This window comes from Flavobacterium sp. (genome assembly GCF_027531705.1).
GTDB lineage: Bacteria > Bacteroidota > Bacteroidia > Flavobacteriales > Flavobacteriaceae > Flavobacterium.
This window is the reverse complement of the sequence record NZ_JAPZSP010000025.1, coordinates 41,987-65,257: the sequence shown is the minus strand read 5'-3', so window position 1 is coordinate 65,257 and position 23,271 is coordinate 41,987. Positions and strand designations below refer to the sequence as shown.

20 protein-coding genes and 1 tRNA gene are annotated in these 23,271 nt (G+C 33.7%); 18 read left to right on the top strand and 3 right to left on the bottom strand.

All coding sequences use genetic code 11. The features are described from left to right. Positions 1-57: 57 nt before the first annotated feature. The 18 genes from mraZ to O9267_RS10365 all read left to right on the top strand — a co-directional run bounded on the left by mraZ (position 58) and on the right by O9267_RS10365 (position 20,533). On the top strand, positions 58-528 hold the full coding sequence (mraZ, locus tag O9267_RS10450; protein ID WP_298179051.1) for a division/cell wall cluster transcriptional repressor MraZ: 471 nt from the start codon (positions 58-60) through the stop codon (positions 526-528). Continuing rightward, on the top strand, positions 509-1,411 hold the full coding sequence (gene rsmH, locus O9267_RS10445) for a 16S rRNA (cytosine(1402)-N(4))-methyltransferase RsmH (RefSeq protein WP_298179093.1): 903 nt from the start codon (positions 509-511) through the stop codon (positions 1,409-1,411). The genes mraZ and rsmH overlap by 20 nt, the downstream gene beginning before the upstream one ends. Further along, entirely contained in the window at positions 1,408-1,761 is a 354-nt protein-coding gene (locus O9267_RS10440) for an FtsL-like putative cell division protein (protein ID WP_298179048.1), read from the top strand. Before rsmH ends, O9267_RS10440 begins: the two co-directional genes overlap by 4 nt. After that, a complete protein-coding gene (locus O9267_RS10435) occupies positions 1,752-3,767 on the top strand; it encodes a penicillin-binding protein (RefSeq protein WP_298179044.1) in 2,016 nt (671 codons plus the stop codon). The genes O9267_RS10440 and O9267_RS10435 overlap by 10 nt, the downstream gene beginning before the upstream one ends. Further along, positions 3,764-5,227, top strand: a complete 1,464-nt coding sequence (locus O9267_RS10430) for a UDP-N-acetylmuramoyl-L-alanyl-D-glutamate--2,6-diaminopimelate ligase (protein ID WP_298179042.1) — start codon at positions 3,764-3,766, stop codon at positions 5,225-5,227. The genes O9267_RS10435 and O9267_RS10430 overlap by 4 nt, the downstream gene beginning before the upstream one ends. Positions 5,228-5,285: 58 nt before the next feature. Further along, entirely contained in the window at positions 5,286-6,512 is a 1,227-nt protein-coding gene (gene mraY / locus O9267_RS10425) for a phospho-N-acetylmuramoyl-pentapeptide-transferase (RefSeq protein ID WP_298179040.1), read from the top strand. A 49-nt stretch (positions 6,513-6,561) separates the two neighbouring features. Continuing rightward, the gene (gene murD, locus O9267_RS10420) at positions 6,562-7,896 is read left to right on the top strand and encodes a UDP-N-acetylmuramoyl-L-alanine--D-glutamate ligase (protein ID WP_298179037.1); all 1,335 of its coding nucleotides are present in this window, start codon (positions 6,562-6,564) and stop codon (positions 7,894-7,896) included. Positions 7,897-7,978: 82 nt separating this feature from the next. After that, the gene (locus O9267_RS10415) at positions 7,979-9,280 is read left to right on the top strand and encodes an FtsW/RodA/SpoVE family cell cycle protein (RefSeq protein WP_298179035.1); all 1,302 of its coding nucleotides are present in this window, start codon (positions 7,979-7,981) and stop codon (positions 9,278-9,280) included. Between the two features lie 54 nt (positions 9,281-9,334). After that, positions 9,335-10,426 (top strand): undecaprenyldiphospho-muramoylpentapeptide beta-N-acetylglucosaminyltransferase, encoded by a 1,092-nt coding sequence (gene murG / locus O9267_RS10410; RefSeq protein ID WP_298179033.1) that lies wholly within the window; start codon positions 9,335-9,337, stop codon positions 10,424-10,426. A gap of 79 nt (positions 10,427-10,505) precedes the next feature. Beyond that, positions 10,506-11,846: a UDP-N-acetylmuramate--L-alanine ligase gene (murC, locus tag O9267_RS10405; protein WP_298179031.1), complete on the top strand. Its 1,341-nt coding sequence runs from the start codon at positions 10,506-10,508 to the stop codon at positions 11,844-11,846. Continuing rightward, positions 11,843-12,568 carry a cell division protein FtsQ gene (locus tag O9267_RS10400; RefSeq protein ID WP_298179029.1) on the top strand — a complete coding sequence of 242 codons (726 nt, stop codon included), beginning with the start codon at positions 11,843-11,845 and terminating at the stop codon, positions 12,566-12,568. The genes murC and O9267_RS10400 overlap by 4 nt, the downstream gene beginning before the upstream one ends. Positions 12,569-12,574: 6 nt before the next feature. Continuing rightward, on the top strand, positions 12,575-13,957 hold the full coding sequence (gene ftsA, locus O9267_RS10395; RefSeq protein ID WP_298179028.1) for a cell division protein FtsA: 1,383 nt from the start codon (positions 12,575-12,577) through the stop codon (positions 13,955-13,957). 75 nt (positions 13,958-14,032) lie between these two features. Further along, positions 14,033-15,934 (top strand): cell division protein FtsZ, encoded by a 1,902-nt coding sequence (gene ftsZ / locus O9267_RS10390; RefSeq protein WP_298179026.1) that lies wholly within the window; start codon positions 14,033-14,035, stop codon positions 15,932-15,934. Positions 15,935-16,276: 342 nt separating this feature from the next. Continuing rightward, positions 16,277-16,726 carry a GatB/YqeY domain-containing protein gene (locus O9267_RS10385; RefSeq protein WP_298179023.1) on the top strand — a complete coding sequence of 150 codons (450 nt, stop codon included), beginning with the start codon at positions 16,277-16,279 and terminating at the stop codon, positions 16,724-16,726. Between the two features lie 76 nt (positions 16,727-16,802). Next, positions 16,803-16,876: transfer RNA gene (locus tag O9267_RS10380), tRNA-Arg, on the top strand. 22 nt (positions 16,877-16,898) lie between these two features. Next, positions 16,899-18,830 carry a choice-of-anchor L domain-containing protein gene (locus tag O9267_RS10375; protein ID WP_298179021.1) on the top strand — a complete coding sequence of 644 codons (1,932 nt, stop codon included), beginning with the start codon at positions 16,899-16,901 and terminating at the stop codon, positions 18,828-18,830. A gap of 157 nt (positions 18,831-18,987) precedes the next feature. Then, positions 18,988-19,407: a CBS domain-containing protein gene (locus O9267_RS10370; RefSeq protein WP_298179019.1), complete on the top strand. Its 420-nt coding sequence runs from the start codon at positions 18,988-18,990 to the stop codon at positions 19,405-19,407. A gap of 61 nt (positions 19,408-19,468) precedes the next feature. Then, entirely contained in the window at positions 19,469-20,533 is a 1,065-nt protein-coding gene (locus O9267_RS10365; protein ID WP_298179017.1) for a T9SS type A sorting domain-containing protein, read from the top strand. 1 nt (position 20,534) lies between these two features. Here the strand turns inward: O9267_RS10365 and rpe are convergent, their stop codons facing one another. The 3 genes from rpe to O9267_RS10350 all read right to left on the bottom strand — a co-directional run bounded on the left by rpe (position 20,535) and on the right by O9267_RS10350 (position 23,258). Further along, positions 20,535-21,197 carry a ribulose-phosphate 3-epimerase gene (gene rpe / locus O9267_RS10360; RefSeq protein WP_298179015.1) on the bottom strand — a complete coding sequence of 221 codons (663 nt, stop codon included), beginning with the start codon at positions 21,195-21,197 and terminating at the stop codon, positions 20,535-20,537. A gap of 214 nt (positions 21,198-21,411) precedes the next feature. Next, on the bottom strand, positions 21,412-22,275 hold the full coding sequence (locus O9267_RS10355) for a sigma-70 family RNA polymerase sigma factor (protein WP_007804760.1): 864 nt from the start codon (positions 22,273-22,275) through the stop codon (positions 21,412-21,414). Between the two features lie 143 nt (positions 22,276-22,418). Further along, positions 22,419-23,258 carry a hypothetical protein gene (locus tag O9267_RS10350; RefSeq protein ID WP_298179013.1) on the bottom strand — a complete coding sequence of 280 codons (840 nt, stop codon included), beginning with the start codon at positions 23,256-23,258 and terminating at the stop codon, positions 22,419-22,421. Between the last annotated feature and the right edge of the window lie 13 nt (positions 23,259-23,271).

Here is a 23,271-nt window from a genome sequence, read left to right as displayed (position 1 = left end):
TGGTAAAATGTGGTAATATTTTTTATAATTTTGCTTTCAATCATAAATAGCACTTAGTTGAACTCAATAATTGGAACATACGAATGTAAAGTTGACGCTAAAGGAAGGCTTCTTTTGCCTGCGCCTTTAAAAAAGCAACTCAATGCTTCTCTTCAAGACGGTTTTGTTTTGAAGCGTTCTGTTTTTCAACCTTGTTTAGAATTGTATCCTATGCAAGAATGGACTATTATGATGGAAAAAATCAATAAGCTCAACCGATTTGTAAAGAAAAATAACGACTTCATTCGTCGTTTTACAGCAGGCGTGAAAGTGGTTGAAATTGACAATTTAGGAAGATTATTAATTCCGAAAGATTTAACGGTATTCTCTCAAATTACTAAAGATGTTGTCTTGTCATCGGCAGTGAACATTGTTGAAATTTGGGATAAAGATTTATACGAAAAAGCAATTGATGATTCGGTTGTAGATTTTGCAGATTTAGCCGAAGATGTAATGGGAAATGTAAATGATGACAATGGAATATCATAATCCAGTTTTGCTCAAAGAAACCGTAGATGGTTTGAATATAAAACCAGACGGCGTTTATGTTGACGTAACCTTTGGTGGCGGTGGACATTCAAGAGAGATTATGAGTCGATTAGGCCCAAATGGAAAATTGTTTGGTTTTGACCAAGATTTGGATGCTTTAGAAAATGTGATTAAAGATGAAAGATTTGTTCTAATCAACGAAAATTTCAGGTATATAAAAAGGTTCTTACGTTTTCACGGAATAAAAGAAGTTGATGGAATTCTGGCCGATTTAGGTGTTTCATCACATCAGTTTGATGTTGCCGAAAGAGGTTTTTCAACACGTTTTGAAGCGGGATTGGATATGCGAATGAATCAAAACAGCGAGTTGAGTGCCTACCATGTTGTGAATGAATATGATGAAGCGAATTTGAGACGTGTTTTTTTAGATTATGGCGAATTGAAAAATGCTCCTGCAATCGCAAGAACAATTCTTGAAGCTAGAGAAGATGGACCAATCAAAACTACCGATGATTTGAAATTTGTTTTAAGCCGTTTTTTGCCAGCACATATTAGTAATAAGATTTTGGCTCAAATGTATCAGGCAATCCGAATTGAAGTAAATCAAGAAATGGATGTTTTGAAAGAATTTCTATCACAATCATTAGAGATTCTAAAACCTGAAGGACGATTAAGCGTTATATCGTATCATTCATTAGAAGACAGGTTGGTAAAACGATTCATGAAAAACGGATTGTTTGAAGGTGAACCAGAACGTGATTTCTACGGAAATTTTTCAGTGCCATTCAAGTTAGTTGGAAAGTTAATAGTTCCATCTAATGAAGAAATAAAAATAAACAACAGAGCAAGAAGTGCTAAGTTAAGAATTGCAGAAAAGAAATGAAAAGCGGCATCTACGATATATTAAAAGCAAGGTTTCTTATAAATGAAGAAGCTAATGCAGCCAAAAATTGGCGGTTTATTGTGTTTATCATTTTTCTAGCAATACTAATGATAGCCAATACACAGCGTTACGAGCAAAAAGTTTTCAGAATCGTAGCCTTGACAAATGAAGTAAAAGAGTTGCGTTCAAAATTTGTAGACAAACGTTCGCAATTAATGAAATTAAAAATGGAATCGACGGTTTCTCAAAAGATGGAAACAAAAGGAATTTTTCCAGCATCGGTTCCACCAGTAAAAATTAAAGTAGATAAAGAAGAAGAAAAAAGTTTTTTCAATAAAATATGGCATTAGAAGATAAAAATATTTCCTATCGTATTTACCTAGTGGCGTTTGTCATCTTTTTGATGGCAATTGCTGTTAGTGTGAAACTCACTAATATACAGTGGGTAGAAGGTGATTATTATCGAAAATTAGCGAAAGACAGAACGGTAAAACGCGTGCCAATTCCAGCCAACAAAGGGAATATTTATTCGTCTGATGGAAGTTTGTTAGCAACCTCTATTCCTAATTACATCATTCGTTTTGATGCATTAGCGCCAAAAGCAGAAGTTTTTGAAAAAAATGTAAAAGCGCTTTCAGACTCATTATCTAAAATGACGGGTAAACCTTCAAGTGAATACCAAGCTGAATTCAGAAAAGCAAGAGCAAGTAAAAACAGGTATTTATTGGTTGTAAAAGATTTGAGTTTTACCAAATACATGAAAGTGAAAAAGTTTCCACTATTCGAATTGGGAGCTTATAAAGGTGGAATTATTATCGAACAAGAAACAGTAAGAGAACATCCAATTGGAAAAATTGCTGAAAGAACAATTGGTTACGAAAGAGTTGATCCCAAAACTGGCGTTCTAACTGGTAAAGGAATTGAATGGGCTTTTAGAAAATATATCAATGGAAAAGATGGTGAAATTCTAAAACAAAAAATCGCAAAAGGGCAATGGAAACCTATTCGTGATGTAAATGAGTTAGAACCTCAAGATGGTTACGATATTATTTCAACGATAGATGTTTATATTCAAGACATTGCGCATCATGCTTTGCTAAAACAACTTGAACTTTACAATGCACATCATGGTTGTGTAGTTGTAATGGAAACCAAAACAGGTCAAGTTAAAGCAATTTCTAATTTAGGAAGAGCATCAGATGGGTCGTATTATGAAACTGAAAATTATGCTGTAGCCGAATCACATGAGCCAGGTTCAACGTATAAATTAGCTGATTTAATTGCCCTTTTAGAAGATAAAAAAGTTGATACAAGTCAAGTTTATAATACGTTTGGTGGAACAGTAATGTATTCTGGAAAAAAAGTTAGGGATTCTAATGATAAAGGTTACGGAAAAATCTCGTTGGCGCGCGGTTTTGAACTTTCATCCAATACAGTTATGGTTCAAGCGGTTTATGAAAATTACAAATCAAATCCGTCGCAATTTGTAAATCATCTTACCAATTTCGGACTAAACAAACCACTCGGATTACAGCTTAAAGGCGAAGGTATTCCTTATGTTCCAAATCCTAAAGACAAAACTTGGAGTAATATTTCGCTTCCATGGATGGCTTTTGGTTACGGTGTTTCCTTAACACCTTTGCAAACATTGTCATTTTACAATGCGGTTGCCAATAATGGTATGATGGTTCGTCCGCAATTTGTTTCTGAAATAAAAGAATGGAACAAAACAATCAAGAAATACGATACAGAGATTATCAATCCAAAAATATGTTCACAAGAAACAATTGATAAAGTAAAAGCGGTTTTAGAAAATGTTGTAAAAAGAGGAACAGGATCTAAGTTGTATTCAAAAGATTTTTCAATGGCAGGAAAAACAGGAACAGCGCAGGCAAATTACGGTTCGAATGGTGGTGCGAATAAGCACTATATTTCCTCATTTGTGGGTTATTTCCCAGCTGATTATCCTAAATATTCTTGCATTGTGGTAGTTCATGAACCTGACACTTCTTTGAATAATTATTATGGAGCTGATGTAGCTGGACCGGTTTTCAAAAGAATTGCGCAAAAAATATTTACCGATTCGCCATCAACAAATGAGATTAAAAATCTAAACAAGAAAAACGGCAAACAAGAAATCAATTACGCTGATTATTCTGTAAAGATTTCTAAAACACAAGAAAACAAAAAAACAGTACCTAACCTAAAAGGAATGCCGGGAATGGATGCCGTGGCAATTTTAGGAAATATGGGTGTAAAAGTAAAAATAAAAGGAACGGGCAAGGTTAAATCGCAATCGTTACAACCTGGTGAAGCTCTAACAAGAAACACAACAATAGTATTAGAATTATCGTGAACTTACTAAAAGACATATTATATAAAGTTGCTATTGAAGCCGTAAATGGTTCAACAGAAATTCCTGTGAATAAAATCGAATTCGATTCGAGAAAAATTCAGGAAAACGATGTCTTTGTAGCTATTCGAGGAACGGTTTCTGACGGTCATGATTTTATTGAAAAAGCCATCAATCTTGGTGCTACGACCGTTGTTTGCGATACATTTCCAACCATTATTGTTACTGGAATTACCTATGTAAAAGTGAAAGACACAAACGCTGCTTTGGCTTTTATGGCAACAAATTTCTATGATAATCCTTCGGCAAAATTAAAGTTAGTCGGAATTACAGGGACCAACGGAAAAACAACAGTTGCTTCTTTATTGTACCAATTATTCAAAAAAGCGGGTTACAAAGTTGGGCTGCTTTCAACAGTGAAGATAATGGTTGATGATGATGAACATAAAGCAACACACACAACGCCAGATTCATTGGCAATAAATCATTATCTAAACCAAATGATTGACGCTGGTTGCGATTATTGTTTTATGGAAGTGAGTTCGCATGGTGTGCATCAAAAACGTACGGAAGGTTTGCATTTTGCAGGTGGCGTTTTTACCAATTTATCGCATGATCATTTAGATTATCATCCAACTTTTGCTGAATATAGAGATGTAAAAAAACAGTTTTTTGATGGTTTGACTAAAACGGCTTTTGCATTAACCAATATCGATGACAAAAACGGTTTGGTAATGCTCCAAAATACAAATGCAAAAAAACTGACGTATGCACTAAAATCGTATGCCGATTACAAAGCACAAATTCTAGAAAATCAGTTATCAGGTTTGTTGTTAAAAATCAATGATCACGAAGTTTGGGTTAGACTAATAGGAACATTCAACGCCTACAATCTACTAGCAATTTATGGAACTGCGGTTGAATTGGGATTAGAAAATCTTGAAGTTCTTAGATTATTATCAGAATTAGAAAGTGTTTCAGGTCGTTTTCAATTTATTGTTTCTAACGAAAAAATAACGGCTATTGTTGATTATGCACACACACCAGATGCTCTTGAAAATGTTTTGAAAACCATCAATGATATTCGAACCAAAAATGAGCAACTAATTACAGTTGTTGGTTGTGGTGGTGATAGAGATAAAACAAAACGTCCAATTATGGCAAATATCGCTTCAACAATGAGCGACAAAATAATCATCACGTCAGATAATCCAAGAACAGAAGATCCAAAAGTGATTATTGCCGAAATGGAAGCTGGTGTTGAACCTCAAAATTATAAAAAATCGCTTTCTATTGAAGATAGAAAACAAGCTATAAAAACCGCATGTCAACTAGCCAATCCGAACGATATTATTTTGATTGCTGGAAAAGGACATGAAACCTATCAAGAAATTCAAGGCGTTCGCCACGATTTTGATGATATGAAAATTGTAAAAGAAATTTTAGAACAACTAAACAAGTAAAAGTAATTGAGATTACAAGCTAAACTTTTAAACTCATAAACTCATAAACTTCTAAACTATGTTATACTACTTATTTGAATATTTAGATAAAACATTCGACCTTCCAGGCGCTGGAGTGTTTCAATATATTACGTTTCGCTCTGCAATGGCGCTAATTCTTTCGTTGATGCTTTCTACTATTTATGGTAAAAAAGTAATCACTTTTCTAAGAAATCAGCAGGTAGGAGAAACCGTAAGAGAGCTTGGTCTTGAAGGGCAAACACAAAAAGCTGGAACGCCAACAATGGGTGGGCTTATCATCATTTTTGCAACTTTAATTCCAGTATTGCTTTTTACCAAATTGGATAACATTTACATCATTTTGCTAATTGTTACAACACTTTGGATGGGAACTATCGGTTTTATCGACGATTATATCAAAATATTCAAAAAAGACAAACAAGGTTTAAAAGGAATTTTCAAAGTTATTGGTCAAGTCGGATTGGGGTTAATAGTTGGTTCGGTTTTGTATTTCAGTCCAGCCGTAACTATCAGAGAAAAATCGGCAAAACCTATTACTTTCAATCAAACGGAAAACGTGATTGCTCCAGTTGCAAAAGATATAAAATCGACTACAACGTCAATTCCGTTTACTAAAAATAACGAACTTGATTATGCTCAAATTCTAAAACCATTTACAGATGATTATGAGAACTGGGCTTGGTTAGTTTTTATTCCAATTGTAATTTTTATCATTACAGCTGTGTCAAACGGTGCCAACCTAACAGATGGAATTGATGGATTAGCAGCAGGAACTTCAGCTATATCGGTGCTCGCTCTCGGAATTTTCACATTCGTTTCGGGTAACTTGATTTTGTCTAGCTATCTCAACATCATGTTTATTCCCAATTCGGGTGAAATGACCGTGTTTATAGCAGCTTTTGTTGGTTCGCTGATTGGGTTTCTTTGGTACAACTCGTATCCAGCGTCTGTATTTATGGGTGATACAGGTAGTTTGACTATTGGTGGAATTATAGCAGTATTAGCTATTTCGGTTAGAAAAGAAATGTTGTTGCCGCTTTTCTGCGCCATTTTCTTTGCCGAAAGTGCTTCTGTAATTATTCAGGTAACGTATTTTAAGTACACAAAGAAACGTTTTGGCGAAGGCAGAAGAATTTTCCTCATGTCGCCATTACACCATCATTACCAGAAAAAAGGGTATCACGAAAGTAAAATTGTAACCCGTTTTTGGGTAGTAACGATATTATTTACAATCGTTTCGATAGTAACATTGAAACTACGCTAATTAAATTCTTAATGAAACTTAACTTTCTTAATGGTTTAAAAAAAGAAAAATGAAAAGATTAATCGTTTTAGGTGGTGGTGAAAGTGGAGTCGGAACAGCCATTTTGGGAAAGAAAAAAGGATACGATGTTTTTGTGTCTGATTTCGGAAAAATAAAAGAAAACTACAGACAAGTTCTTATAGATTATGAGATAAAATGGGAAGACGAACAGCATACGGAATCATTAATTCTAAATGCTGATGTGGTAATGAAAAGTCCAGGAATTCCAGATAAAGCACCAATGGTAAAAAAACTGTTGGAAAAAGGAATACCAGTAATTTCAGAAATAGAGTTTGCTTCTGAATTTACAAATGCCATTACCATCGGAATCACAGGAAGTAATGGTAAAACGACAACGACAATGTTGACATATCATTTGCTAAAAGAAGGTGGATTGAATGTAGGTTTAGGCGGTAACATTGGAAAAAGTTTCGCTTGGCAAGTAGCAGAGGAAGAATACGATTATTATGTATTGGAGTTAAGCAGTTTTCAGCTAGATGGCATTGTGAAGTACAAACCACACATTGCAATTTTAGCCAACATAAGTCCAGACCATTTAGATAGATACGATTACAAATATGAAAATTATATAGAATCAAAATTTAGAATAACATTAAACCAAACCGAAGACGATTATTTTATTTATGACGCAGATGATGAAGCAATCAATAATTGGTTAACAAACAACAAAACTAAAGCACAACTAATTCCTTTTTCAATTACCAAACAGGTTGAAAACGGAGCATTTTTAAAAAACAATACTATGGAAATCAACATTAATCAAGAAGAGTTTTTAATGGAAACAACTCAAATTGCACTTGAGGGAAAACACAACATGAAAAACGCAATGGCAGCAACATCAGTGGCACAATTGATGCGCATCAGAAAGCAAACTATTAGAGAAAGTTTGTCAAATTTTCAAGGTGTAGAACACCGTTTAGAAAAAGTGCTAAAAATTCAAAATGTGCAATATATCAATGATAGTAAAGCTACCAATGTAAATGCTACTTTTTTTGCATTAGATAGTATGACTACACCAACTGTTTGGATTGTTGGAGGTGTTGACAAAGGAAATGATTATACCGAATTAATGGCTTTAGTACACGAAAAAGTAAAAGCAATTATCTGTCTTGGTGTTGATAACAAGAAAATAATTGATGCTTTCGGAAATGTGGTTGATGTAATGATTGAAGTTTCAAGTATGAATGATGCGGTAAAAATGAGCCAACGTCTTGCCGAAAAAGGAGATACGGTTTTATTATCACCAGCTTGCGCAAGTTTCGATTTATTCGAAAACTACGAAGATAGAGGAAGACAATTTAAACAAGCAGTTAAAAATTTATAAAATTGGTTTAGAAGTTTAAAACCTTAAAAGGTCTAGTTCAGAACTTTTAAACTCTTAAACTTTTAAACTCTTAAACCAAAAAATGAAAGAACTAGTAAACAGATTAAAAGGAGATAAAGGCATTTGGTCATTCGTGGCCTTGCTTGGCTTGTTCTCATTTATGCCTGTTTTTAGTGCGAGTAGTAATTTAGCTTATATCGGTCTAGGAACCGGAAATACATTAGGCTATTTAGCAAAACATTTAGTTCATATTTCCATCGGTTTCTTAATGATTTATTGGGTTCATAAAGTGCCGTATCATTATTTTAGAGCGATTTCTTTGATTGGTTTGCCTTTTGTGTGGATACTTTTAGCCTACACATTAATCAAAGGAACTGTTATCGCTGGTGCCAATGCAAGTCGATGGATTCAAGTGCCATTTATTGGTGTTTCGTTTCAAACATCTACTTTGGCGTTTATCGTTTTAATGGTTTTTGTGGCACGATATTTATCTAAGAAAAGAGAAGTTGCTATAAGTTTTCAAAATTCTTTATGGGAATTATGGACGCCAGTTTTTGTGACATTAATGTTCATCTTGCCTGCCAATTTCTCAACTGCTGCTTTGATGTTTTCAATGGTGTTGATGTTGGTTTTTGTGGGTAAATATCCGCTCAAATATATTGGCTTTATTCTAGGAATGGGCGTCGCAGCATTGATGGTTTTTGTTTTGTTGAGTAAAGCATTTCCAGACAATAAACTCTTTAGTAGGGTAGGGACTTGGGAAAGCCGATTTGAAAATTTCACAACCGATAAGCCTGGCGAAGATGATTATCAAATAGAAAAAGCTAAAATAGCAATAGCAACGGGTGGAATTCAAGGCGTTGGTCCTGGAAAAAGTGTTCAGAAAAACTTTTTACCGCAATCATCTTCGGATTTTATTTATGCCATTATTGTCGAAGAATATGGTTTAATAGGCGGAATCGCAATTCTAGCTTTGTATTTATTGTTGTTTTTTAGATTCGTAATTGCATCGCACAAAGCCAATACATTGTTTGGAAAATTAGTAGTTGTTGGACTCGGATTTCCAATCATTTTTCAGGCACTTATCAATATGGCGGTTGCAGTCGAATTGCTTCCGGTAACCGGGCAAACATTACCATTAATAAGTAGTGGAGGAAGTTCTATCTGGATGACTTGCATTGCACTAGGAATTATAATTAGTGTGACCAAAAAAGACGAAGAAATTGCCGAAGAAAAAGCTGAAAAAGATAGAAGAGAAGAAACATTACGTCGAATGATAGACGAACAAATTGCAAAAGAGGAAAGAGCAGAAGCACAATTGCTAGAAGATTTTTCAATTGAAGATAATGCTGAAAACCCAATGAATGTAGTTGTTAATAAGTAAATAATAAAATAAAATCTGTGCTAATCTGTGTAATCAGTGGCAAAAAATATAAAAGTGAGAAACTATAAATTCATATTAAGTGGCGGCGGAACAGGAGGACATATCTATCCTGCGATTGCGATTGCTAATGAATTAAAATCTCGTTTCCCAAATGCAGAAATCCTTTTTGTTGGTGCTCAAGACAAAATGGAAATGCAAAAAGTGCCTCAAGCAGGCTACAAAATTGAAGGTCTTTGGATTGCTGGTTTACAACGAAAATTGACATTGCAAAACACCATGTTTCCATTAAAACTAATGAGTAGTTTGTGGAAATCAAGAAAGATTATTAGAGGTTTTAAACCAGATGCTGTAATCGGAACTGGTGGTTTCGCAAGTGGTCCATTATTGCAAGCGGCTAATAGTTTTGGTATTCCAACCGTAATTCAGGAACAAAATTCGTATCCTGGCATTACTAACAAATTGTTGAGCAAAAAAGCAAACGCCATTTGTGTGGCTTATGAAAATTTAGAACGATTTTTTCCAAAAGAGAAAATTGTTTTCACCGGAAATCCAGTTCGTCAAGATTTAGTTGAAGTTGATTCTAAACGACAAGAAGGAATTGATTATTTCAAATTAGATTCAAACAAAAAAACACTTTTAGTTCTTGGTGGAAGTCTTGGAGCAAGAAGAGTCAATCAACTAATTGAAAAAGAATTAGATTTTTTACTCGAAAAAGGAATTCAAGTTTTTTGGCAATGTGGCAAATTGTATTTTGAAGATTATAAAAAATACAACGACATACAAAACGTGCAAGTTGTATCGTTTATTGATAGAATGGATTTGATATATGCAGCTGCCGATTTCGTGATTTCGCGTGCTGGAGCATCATCGGTTTCAGAATTATGTTTGGTTGGAAAACCAACTATTTTTATTCCATCACCAAATGTAGCCGAAGACCATCAAACCAAAAACGCAAAAGCAATTGTAGATAAAAATGGAGCAATTCTTCTAAAAGAAAATGAATTGGATGTAAAGTTTGAAACTACTTTTTCAGATTTAATTTCAAATGAAAAATGGCAAAACGAAATAAGTAACAATATCAAAAGTTTGGCAAAACCAAATGCAACAAAAGATATAGTTGAAGAGATAATAAAACTAATACAATAACAATAACAATAGCAATGGCAATGACAATTTCAATAGTAAAGTTTGAAATTGATATTGAAGTTGAATTTTGAAATTTAAAATGAATTTAAACCAAATACATAACGTCTATTTCATCGGAATTGGAGGCATCGGAATGAGTGCTCTGGCTCGTTATTTTCAAAACATTGGAAAAAATGTTTCGGGTTACGACAAAACACCAACCATGCTAACCAACGAGCTAATCGCTGGCGGAATGGAAATTCATTTTGAAGATAAAATCAGTTTAATTCCAACCGATTATTATCCAGAAAACACATTGGTGATTGTAACTCCAGCTGTTCCATCATCGCATTCGGAATGGAATTATTTTATCGAAAGAGAATTTACTATAAAAAAACGTGCGGAAGTTCTAGGTATCATAACCAAAGACACTTTCTGTTTTGCAGTAGCCGGAACTCATGGTAAAACTACAACATCTAGTATTCTTGGGCATATTTTATATGAAAGTGGTGAAGATGTAACGGCGTTTTTAGGTGGAATTGTAGAAAATTACCATTCTAATTTGATTGGAAGCGGAAAAACTATCACGGTTGTCGAAGCAGATGAATTTGATCGTTCGTTCTTGCATTTGCATCCAAATATCGCTTGTGTAACTTCTATGGATGCGGATCATTTAGATATTTATGGAGATAAAAATGCAATTGAAGATTCTTTTAGAGAATTTGCCGATAAAGTAGTTGATAAAACCAAATTGTTTGTTCCAAAAGGATTGCCGCTTGAAGGTTTGACAATAGCCATAAATGAAGAAGCAACTTTCAAAGCTTTCAATATCAGAATTGAAAATAGTAGTTATGTTTTTGATGTGCAAACACCATCAGAAACTATCAAAGATATTTCGTTCGGTTTGCCTGGACATCATAATTTAATGAATGCTTTAATGGCTTTAGCGATGGCTAAAACGTACGGTTCCCCAACCGAATCCATTGCTAAAGCTTTAGCATCATTTAAAGGAGTTCAACGTAGATTTTCGTATCAAATAAAATCAGAAAATCTCGTTTATATTGATGATTATGCACATCATCCAACCGAAATAAATGCTGTGCATCAAGCGGTGCGTGAATTGTATCCAAACCAAAAAGTCTTGGCTATTTTTCAACCGCATTTGTTTAGTAGAACTAAAGATTTTGCTGATGACTTTGCCAAAAGTCTTAGTCAATTCGACGAAATTTTGTTGTTAGATATTTATCCAGCACGCGAACTGCCAATGGAAGGAATAACATCAACTTGGTTGCTTTCTAAAATAGAAAACGTTAACAAATGTTTAATCTCTAAAGAAGATTTAATTCCAGCCATTTTAAAAAATGATGCAACGGTAATTGTAACTATTGGAGCAGGCGATATTGGTGAGTTAGTACCGTCAATTAAAAAAGCATTGTCATGAAAAAGCACTTTAATTGGACAAATGTTAGAATCGTGTTACTTCTTGGAGTAATGGTGTTTTTGTATGCTTTTACGTCATACAGAAATAGCAATCGAAATTTGACCAAATCCGAAGTGGTTTTTGTCGATGAAAACGGTGCTTTTATCGAGCAAGAAACGGTTAATAAATTGTTAATAGAAAATAATACAGATGTAAAAAGCATCAAAAAAGTCGAAGTAAATTTGAACAAATTGGAAAAATCTGTGAACAGTAATCCTATGATCGAAAAATCAGAGGTTTATCTGAGTATAGATGGTGTGCTTAAAGCAAAGGTTAAACAAAAAAATCCTATTGCGAGAGTGTTTAATGAGGAAGGCTCGTTTTATATTGACTACCAAGGAAATAAAATGCCTTTGTCGGATAAGTTTACAGCTCGTGTTCCAATTGTTTCGGGGGAAATTAACAAAGAATTTAAAGACGATTTTCACAAGTTATTGCAATTTGTGTACGACGACGATTTTTTAAAAAAAAATATAATTGGGATACAAATTTATCCTAACGGAAGTATAAGAATGCAAAATAGAAGTTATGATTTTGTAATTGAATTTGGAAAAGCACAAAATATGGAAACAAAGTTTAATAATTATAAAGCTTTTTTTCAAAAGACAACAGCCGACAATTCGATTAGTAAATACAAAAACATAAATCTGATTTTTACGCAACAAGTAGTTTGCACAAAATAATAGAATATGGAAAAAGAAACAATTGCAGTTGGACTAGATATAGGAACTACCAAAATCGTTGCCATGATTGGTAAAAAAAACGAATACGGTAAATTGGAAATTCTAGGCGTTGGAAAATCCAAAAGTCTTGGAGTGGCTCGTGGTGTTGTAAATAATATTACACAAACGATTCAATCTATACAGCAAGCAATTCTGGAGGCAGAAGAAAATTCAGGTTATCAAATTAAAGATGTTGTAGTTGGAATTGCTGGTCAGCATATTCGTAGTATTCAACACAGTGATTATATAAGTCGAAGTAATCCTGAAGAAGTAATCGGTGGAAAAGATATCGATTTGTTGATTAATCAAGTACATAAATTAGCCATGCTTCCAGGTGAAGAAATTATACACGTTTTGCCACAAGAATTCAAAATCGATGGGCAATCGGATATAAAAGAACCAATAGGAATGTACGGTGGAAGATTAGAAAGCAGTTTTCACGTAGTAGTAGGACAAGCTTCATCTATTCGTAATGTTGGACGTTGTGTTCAAAGTTCTGGAATTGAATTATCAGGACTAACATTAGAACCATTAGCGTCATCAGATGCGGTTTTGAGTCAAGAAGAAAAAGAAGCAGGTGTTGCTTTAATAGATATTGGTGGTGGAACAACAGATTTAGCGATTTTTAAAGACGGAATCATTCGTCACACAGCAGTAATTCCTTTTGGAGGAAATGTGATTACCGAAGATATCAAAGAAGGTTGTTCTATTATAGAAAAACAAGCAGAATTGTTGAAAGTGAAATTCGGTTCGGCATGGCCAGGCGAAAACAAAGACAATGAAATTGTTTCTATACCAGGATTAAGAGGTCGTGAACCAAAAGAAATTTCGCTTAAAAATTTATCCAAAATAATTCATGCTCGTGTAGTGGAAATTATTGAACAAGTTTTTACAGAAATCAAACTTTACGGACACGAAGATCCAAGAAAAAAGCTAATTGCAGGTATTGTATTAACAGGTGGTGGAGCACAATTGCAACACATCAAACAATTGGTTGAATACATCACCGGAATGGATACAAGAATTGGTTATCCTAACGAGCATTTGGCAGGAAATTCAAGCGAAGAACTTTCAAGTCCATTATACGCCACTGCTGTTGGATTAATGATGAATAGCATCGAAAACCAAACGCAAAGCGCGGTTAGATTTGAAAAAGCAGTTCCAGAAAAAGTTTCTTTTCAAAGAGAAAAAGTAATAGAACCAGTTCAAGAAGTTGAGCCAGAAGTTGAAAAAGTGGAACAAAAAGTGGAACAAAAAGTTGAAGTAGAATCTACTGAAACCAAAATAAGAAGATCTTTTTTTGATAAATATGTAGATAAGATAAAAGACTTCTTAGATAACGCAGAATAAAGAAAATAGTAATAGCATAATTAATATCCTTTCGATGTTTTACAAAAAATAGACGAAAGACAAAAACCAAAAAGTATGACAAGCAACTCAGATTTTGGAAACATTACATTTGATTTACCAAAAAATCAATCAAATGTTATTAAAGTAATCGGTGTAGGTGGCGGCGGTAGTAACGCAATAAACCACATGTTTAAACAAGGTATCAAAGGTGTAGATTTCATCGTTTGTAATACCGATGCTCAGGCTCTTGATAATAGTCCTGTTCCTAACAAAATTCAATTAGGTGTAAACCTTACTGAAGGTCTTGGAGCTGGTGCTAATCCTGAAGTTGGGCAACAATCAGCAATTGAAAGTGTTGCTGATATCGAAAAAATGTTGGATAGCAATACCAAAATGGTCTTTATCACCGCAGGAATGGGTGGTGGAACGGGAACTGGTGCTGCACCAGTAATCGCTCAATTGGCTAAGGAAAGAGATATTCTTACCGTTGGTATCGTAACAATTCCGTTTCAATTTGAAGGAAAAGCACGTCAAGAACAAGCATTAGCGGGTGTTGAACGTTTAAGAAAACAAGTTGACTCATTAATTGTTATCAATAATAACAAGCTTAGAGAAGTTTATGGAAATCTTGGTTTCAAAGCGGGTTTTTCTAAAGCTGATGAAGTTTTAGCTACTGCTTCTCGTGGAATTGCAGAAGTTATTACGCATCACTACACGCAAAATATCGACTTAAAAGATGCTAAAACCGTATTGTCAAATAGTGGAACTGCTATTATGGGATCGGCAACAGCTATCGGTGAAAACAGAGCTAAAGAAGCAATTATCGCTGCTTTAGATTCGCCATTGTTGAATGATAATAAAATTTCAGGCGCCAAAAACGTATTGTTGCTTATCGTTTCTGGAACTAATGAAATCACAATTGACGAAATTGGAGAAATCAATGATCATATCCAAGCCGAAGCTGGTTTCAATGCTAATATTATTATGGGTGTTGGTGAAGACGAAACACTTGGAGATTCTATCGCTGTTACCATTATCGCTACAGGTTTTAATCCAGAACAACAAAGCGAAATTGTAAACACAGAACCAAAAAAAATCATTCATGCTCTTGAAGATAATCAAAAAATTGAAAGAGATTTAATCGCTACCAACTTTGTTGCTGCAACTCCAGTTGTTGAAAATGTAGTTGTTGAAGAAAAAGTAGTTTTCGAACTAGTTGAAGACGTTGTAGAAGCGCCACAACCTGTAATTTCAGAAAACGAATTGGTTTTTATAACCGATTTAATTAGAAATATCGATGTTGACTTTGAAATCGTTTCGCCTGTAAAAGAAATCGATTTTACTTTTACTAAACCAGCTGTCGAAATCAATGATATTCCTGTTGTTGATTACAAAGAAGTGGAACAAGTTGCTTTCTCTTTCGATTTGCCAATAAGCGAAACTAAACCAGTTGAAGAAAACAAAATTGTATTCGATTTATCGCCTGAAGCAAAAAACATTGATGTAAAAGAAGCAATCGAATTTGTTCCAGTTACCGAAGTACAAGAAAACGGAATAATCAAATATTCGTTAGAAGAGTATATGGAAATGGAATCAGATTTAATTGGCTCAAAACCTGTTGCGGTTGTTGAAGAACCAGTTAATGAAGAGCTAAATATCACAATGAAGCAAGTAGAAACAAATCCGGTTGCTCCAACGTATGAATCAATTTCGCCAATGGAAATGTCAATCGAAGAAACATTGCGATTCCGTGCCGAAGAAAGAAGACGTAAATTAAAAGAGTTCAATTACAAATTCCACAACAATCCATCACGTATTGAAGAATTTGAAAAAGAACCAGCTTACAAACGCTCAGGTATTGATATCACTACCAATCAAGCGTTAAATAACAATTCACGCATGTCGTTGGGAACAGACAGTAATGACGATGTTCAATTGCGTTCTAATAATTCTTTTCTACACGATAATGTAGACTAAGAACTAAACATCCCAAACCTAAGTAACCCGAATTTTCTTCTGAATTTTCGGGTTATTTGTTTTTGTTAGGGTCAAAGCAATCTCCAAATTATTAATAAAAATTTCACTAAATTTGCAAAGCTTATGAGCGAGTGGTTTGGGCTTTTTCGACAATCCATTTTCCTGCTTTCCGCAGTATCTTTTTTTTGTCACGCCGAGCGCAGTCGAGGTGCTTTTCTATTAAAAAAAAAGGATACTTGCTCCAAACGAAGTTCACTGAACTCCAATGGAAATAAAAAATATGTGAAGTAATCAGGGCTAATTAGCAAATTATAAGTACAAAATCTAAAATTTAATATAAAAATGAGTTTATCAGCAAAAATAATGGAAGTAATGAAAGATGCCATGCGTTCAAAAGACACCATAGCATTAGAAGCATTAAGAGCAATCAAATCGGAGTTACTATTGGCACAAACAGCATCGGGAAGCAAAGAAGAAATTTCAGAAGCAGATGAAATCAAGATTTTACAACGATTAGTAAAAATGAGAAAAGATAGCTTCGAAATTTTTACAGCTCAAAACCGTCCAGACTTAGCCGAACCAGAATTAGCACAAATCGCTGTAATCGAAAAATTCCTTCCAGCCCAACTTTCAGAAGCTGAAGTTGAAGCAATTGTTTCCAAAATCATTTCCGAAACAGGCGCATCAGGCATAGCTTCAATGGGAAAAGTGATGGGATTAGCATCAGCGCAAATAGGTGGTCAAGCAGAAGGCAAAACAATTTCGGCAATAGTGAAAAAACTTTTAGTATAATTTTAGAGTAAAGAAAATAGAATATAGAGAATAGACTAAGTCTTTATTCTATTCTCTATATTCTTTACTCTTATTTGGCTGCGTAGTTCAACTGGATAGAATATCAGATTTCGGCTCTGAGGGTTGAGGGTTCGAATCCTTCCGCGGTCACAATTAAATAAAATAAAGAAACATGAAAAAAATTATTTTAGGATTACTTACACTAACTGTTTTTGCAGGTTACTCGCAAGCAATTACAGTAAATACAACAACAAGCGCAACGACACTTGTAAACACTATTTTTAATGGAACTGCCTCAAATATTAGTAGAAGTTCTGGCAATGGACTAGGTTCTTTTCAAAATACAAATCCTGCCTTTCCACTTTCTAGCGGAATTGTTATTTGTGGTGGAAATTCAAATTCTATTTCGGGTACATCTACAATGTCAACTACAGGAAGTGGTGTTAGTGATTCAGATTTGCAAGCTTTTTCAAATGCATCAGGTTCAACAGGTTTTATACAAGATGCGTCTTTTCTATCCTTTAATTTTGTGGCAGCAACGTCAAGTTTAAGTATGGATTATGTTTTTGCATCCGAAGAGTATGGTGCATATCAATGTGGATTTTCCGATAAAGTGGCTTTTTTGTTAACTAATTTAACAACTGGTGTGACTACCAATATTGCTGTTGTTCCACAAACTACAACTCCCGTTTCAGTAAATACAATTAGAAGCAACGTTTACAATAGCGGTTGTCCTTCGGTTAATGCTCAATATTTTGGAGCCTATGATGCGTCCAATAATTCTTCCTTGAGCGGAACTTGTTTTAATGGTCGTACTGTATTGCTAAATGCTTCATCAAATCTTGTAATAGGAGATACATATAAACTCAAAATTGTAATTGGTGATTGGCAAGACTCTTTATTTGATTCTGCTATTTTTATGAAATCTTCTTTGCTAGATACCAATATTTTAGGTGCTGATTTAACAATAGCAAATAATACAGCAGTTTGTCAAGGAAACAGCGTAACGCTTACAACAGGTTTGAGTACTTCAAATTATACTTTCTTATGGAAAAAAGATGGTGTTGTAATTCCAAGTCAAACTAATTCTTCATTAGTCGTAACGCAGCCTGGAACTTATGAAGTGATTTACACCAATATAGCAACAACTTTAGTAAGCTTAGATTCTATAATTGTTGAATATAATGTTGCTCCTCAATTATTAATTATAAATCCTCCGTCAGTTTGTTCTCCACAAACGGTTGACATCACTTCGCCAAATGTTGTCATTGAAAGTGATGCGGAAGGAATAATCACTTATTGGACTAATGCAGCATGTACAACACCATTAGTTAATCCATCGTCAATCGCTCAAAGTGGTACTTATTATGTAAAAAGCAGTAATAGTTGTGGTTTTGATGTTGAACCTGTGGTTGTGAGTATTAATCAAGCACCAGTTTTGTATTCATCTGGCGATATTGCTACGTGTACATTTTTTGTGTTGCCTGTATTACTAGTGGGCGAATACTATACTGGTCCAAATGGAACAGGTGTGCAAATTCCAGCTGGAACTGCAATTACGAGTAATCAACTTATTTATGTATATGCAAGTAATGGAAACTGTAGTAATCAAACTTTTTTTATGGTTTATGTTTACTCAACTGATAATTCAACAACTCTAAATGGTAATACAATAACAGCAAATCAGAATGGAGCTACTTATCAATGGTATCTTTGTGGAGGAGTTCCATCTACACCTATTATTGGAGCGAATTCCCAAAGTTATACAGCTATATCAAATGGTTTGTATTCTGTCCTTGTTACATCATTTGATGGATGTAGTGAAATGAGTTCGTGTGTAGAAATATCTTCTTTAAAATCTACTGCTTTTGAAATGTCAAATGTTAGTGTAAGTCCAAATCCAATTATCGATTTTATGACTGTTTCTGCTAAAGAAAATATTAATTCAATTGCTATTTTCAATACGTTAGGACAATTGGTTTTTGAAAAGAAAGTAAATACTAGTGAAGAAAAAATAGATTTGACAGCATTAACTTCTGGTAATTATATTGTCAAAATAACTTCTGAAACATCAAGTAAAGTTTTAAAAATAATTAAGCAATAAGTTTACTAGAAATAAAAATTTCAAAAAGAGTAAGGCTAAATCTTACTCTTTTTTTTGTGTATAAATTAGCGTAAAAAATCAAATTAATTATTGATATAAGTCATGATTTTTGTTTTAAAAGCAAACTAAATTTGTGTATTGTTAAAATACTGAAATCATGAAAGCAGTTGTTCCGGTGTCAACTATAATGACGCAAAATGTTGTTAAATTAAATTTGAATGATGATTTAACAAAGGCTGAAACGCTTTTTAAAAAGCATCATATTCGCCATATTCCAGTTGTAAAAGGAAATGTTATATTAGGAATGTTGAGTTATACAGATTTGCTAAGAATCTCTTTTGTTGATGCTGTCGATGATGACGATGAAGTTGTTGATGCAACCGTTTACAATATGTTTACAGTTGAGCAAGTAATGGCAAAAAAACTAATAACAGTAACACCTGAAACGACAATTAAAGAAACGGCAGAGATTTTATCTAAAAATGAATTTCATGCGTTGCCAGTTTGCCAAGGTGATTTACTAGTTGGAATTGTAACTACAACAGATTTGATAAAATATTTGATTAGTCAGTATTAGATTACTTAATTTTTTATGAATTAATTTTTTTTGTATTTTTGACATTTAGTAAATGATCAAAATGTTAAAAGTTAAGTATATAATTAGCAGTATTTTAGTGGTTTTTTGTGTTGTATGTAATGGACAAATCTATACTAATGGAACACTTTCTACTGGAGTGAATTCAATAAGTGGTAGTACTGCTCCGTCAGGTTATACTTGGAGCGAGATGCAAAATAACACTGGGAATTTTTTACAAGCTAATGCTACGGCTGGTCTTCCTGCTTATTATACAACAGATGGAACTACTAGCTACAGAATAGCTGATGATTTTATTGTTCCTGTGGGTGAAGAATGGGAAGTTTCAAGTATTGATTTTTTTGGTTATCAAGGCGAATACAATAATCTTATTACATCTCCAGTTGATCAGTTGAAAGTGCAGATTTTTAATACTGATCCTTCGACTATAGGAGCTACACCTATAGTTGGTGATATGACAGCAAATGTGATCGATATCCCCAATTGCAGCAATGCATTTATATACAGAATATTTAACTCTTCATATCCTTCTGGTGGACAACCCATCAATTTTTCTAGAAGAGTTTGGCGTTTACGAGGAACTTTAACAGCAACATTACCATCGGGTCATTATTGGGTTGAATTTCAGGTGCATCCAACAAACAATACCAATTTCTTTTTTCCTCCTGCGACTGTTATTGGTAGCAGAGGAGTTGCAGGGGCTAATGCTAAAATACATGTTGTAGCTTCAACTTACCCTTCTGATGTTATAGGTTGGTCAACAAATATTATTGATAGTGGAACACCTTCATCAGCACCTGATGTTGCTCAGGATTTTCCTTTTGTACTAAATGGTTCAGTTACTTTAGGTGTTAACCAATCGGTTGTTGAAAATTCTATTTTTATTGCTCCAAATCCTGTTAATGATGTTGTTTCTATTTCAGTAAATAATGCAACTATTCAAGGAATTGAAATTTATGATGTTAATTCTAGATTGATAAAAAATGTAATTTCAGATACAAATACTTCCAATTTAGAAGTCAATGTTCAAGAGCTTTTACAAGGAATTTACATCACGAAACTACTTACGGATAAAGGCAATTTTACTAAAAAAATTGTAAAAGAATAAGTTAAGAATTCACAGATTTTTTTAATGCACTTATAGTTTCAGTTGGATTTTTTGCTTTAAAAACAAAACTTCCAGCCACTAAAACATCTGCGCCAGCATTTGCTAATTTTTCCGCATTTTTATCAGTTACACCACCGTCAATTTCTATTAATGTTGAAGCGTTTTTTCTAGTAATTAATGCTTTTAGCTTTTCAATTTTAGAATAGGTGTTTTCTATAAATGATTGTCCGCCAAAACCAGGATTGACACTCATTATCAAAACCACATCGATATCATTAATTACATCTTCTAGTAAATCTACATTAGTGTGTGGATTTAAGGCAACTCCAGCTTTCATTCCTTCTGCTTTTATAGCCTGTAAAGTTCTGTGAAGATGCGTACAAGCTTCGTAATGTACCGTTAGTATGTTAGAACCTAACTGTGCAAAAGTTTTTATATATCTATCAGGATCAACAATCATTAAGTGCACATCAATAGTTTTAGTTGCATGTTTCGTAATTGCTTCTAAAACGGGCATTCCGTATGAAATATTTGGAACAAAAACGCCATCCATAATGTCGATATGAAACCAATCGGCCTCTGAATTGTTAATCATTTCGATATCGCGTTGCAAATTGGCAAAATCAGCTGCTAGTAAAGATGGAGCAATAAGTGTATTCTTCATTGTGTAGTTATGTTGTTTTGACAAAGGTAAAATTTTAACCGCAAAGTTCACAAAGATTTATTCAAAGTTCATAAGGTTGTCATTTTTGAAAAAAATAAAACCTCGGTAATCAGCCGAGGTTTCAATCATCAATCAAAAAACGAACAGTTAATCAGACTGTTTGTTACTTTTATAAAATTCCAACATTTGGGATTTGGAATTTGTCATTTGGAATTTACCCAAGATATGTTTTCAAGATTTTACTTCTTGATGTATGTTTTAATCTGCGAATCGCTTTTTCTTTTATTTGACGTACACGCTCACGAGTTAAATCGAAAGTTTCACCAATTTCTTCTAAAGTCATTGGGTGTTGGTCACCTAATCCAAAATACAAGCGAACTACGTCTGCTTCTCTTGGAGTTAAAGTTTCTAACGAACGCTCAATTTCTGTACGCAAACTTTCGTGAATCAATTCTCTATCAGGATTTGGAGATTCACCAGAACGTAAAACGTCATAAAGGTTTGAATCTTCACCTTCTACAAGTGGCGCATCCATTGATAAATGACGACCAGAGTTTTTCATAGACTCTTTTACATCATTTACTGTCATATCTAGCTCTTTTGCAATTTCCTCAGCACTTGGCGGACGTTCGTTAGATTGCTCTAATAATGCGTACATTTTGTTGATTTTATTGATAGAACCAATTTTGTTTAATGGCAAACGAACGATACGAGATTGTTCTGCTAACGCTTGAAGAATCGATTGACGAATCCACCAAACCGCATAAGAAATGAATTTGAAACCACGAGTTTCGTCAAAACGCTGTGCTGCTTTTATCAAACCTAAATTTCCTTCGTTAATCAAATCGGGAAGGGTTAGACCTTGATTTTGGTATTGTTTAGCAACAGAAACCACGAAACGTAAGTTAGCTTTAGTCAATTTCTCCAAAGCGCGTTGATCGCCAGCTTTGATTCGTTGCGCCAATTCTACCTCTTCGTCAGCAGTAATAAGGTCAACTTTTCCAATTTCTTGAAGGTATTTGTCTAAAGAAGCAGTTTCACGATTGGTTACCTGCTTGGTGATTTTAAGTTGTCTCATGTATATTTTTCTCCTTTACTTTAAAGTGTTCATGTTGTTATACGTAAAGGGTTGCAAAAAAGTTACAAAAAGGAATAAAAAAAACAAAACCCCAATTCATTAGTTTGAATTAGGGCTAAGCAAATTAACCAAAATTTATTAAATTAATTATAGTAAGTAAATATTTCTGAACTAATATAGCTTCCGCTATTTCGAGTAATGGTTGTTTTCGAATATGTTTCATAGTTATTAGAATTAAACTGTTTTTCAAAATCGGTTACAAACGTAGTTCCTGATATTTTTTTTAAAAAATTATTGCATGATAGATAGATATGCTCTAATTGTAAGTTGATTAAAGCAGTATTGTTAATCTCATAATTATTATTCTGAATATTTGAAGGTTTTAGAGTTGAATAATATTCGTAATTGGTGTTGTTTGGCGTTCCTAATAATTCGATGGGATTATTGTTTGAATAAACTAAAGTTCTAGTTTCGTTTGTAATTAGATTTTTTTCGTAAAAAAGTAGGTTGTCAGAATTAGTTTTATAGTGAAATTTTAGAGTTGATGTCCCATCAGCAATTGTTGTTACAAAAATATTTTCGTTTTGGTATTCGTATGATTTTGAGAATATAATCTGATTTGAAATGTTATAACTGTTAATGCTAGTTATTCTATTTAGATTATCATAGTTACGAATATTTTTTACTACAAAATCATTTGTGTTATTATAGACAATTTGTTGCCTATTATTACTGCCATATTCATACATTGCTTTTCTTGCAAATATATTGTTGTTAAATGTACTGTCAGTAATTACTTTATTGTTTTCAAAGTAACTTATGACTTTTTCCGTGGTACTAGTATTGACATAATAATTGTACGTAATAGTTTTTTTAATAGTCATTAAGTTCTCAGAGTTTGATGCTTCCTCGTTATTGTCATTCGAACATGAAAATAATAATAGGAAAAAAATGCTTTTGATTATTAATTTAAATAATTTCATTTTGATTGTTTTT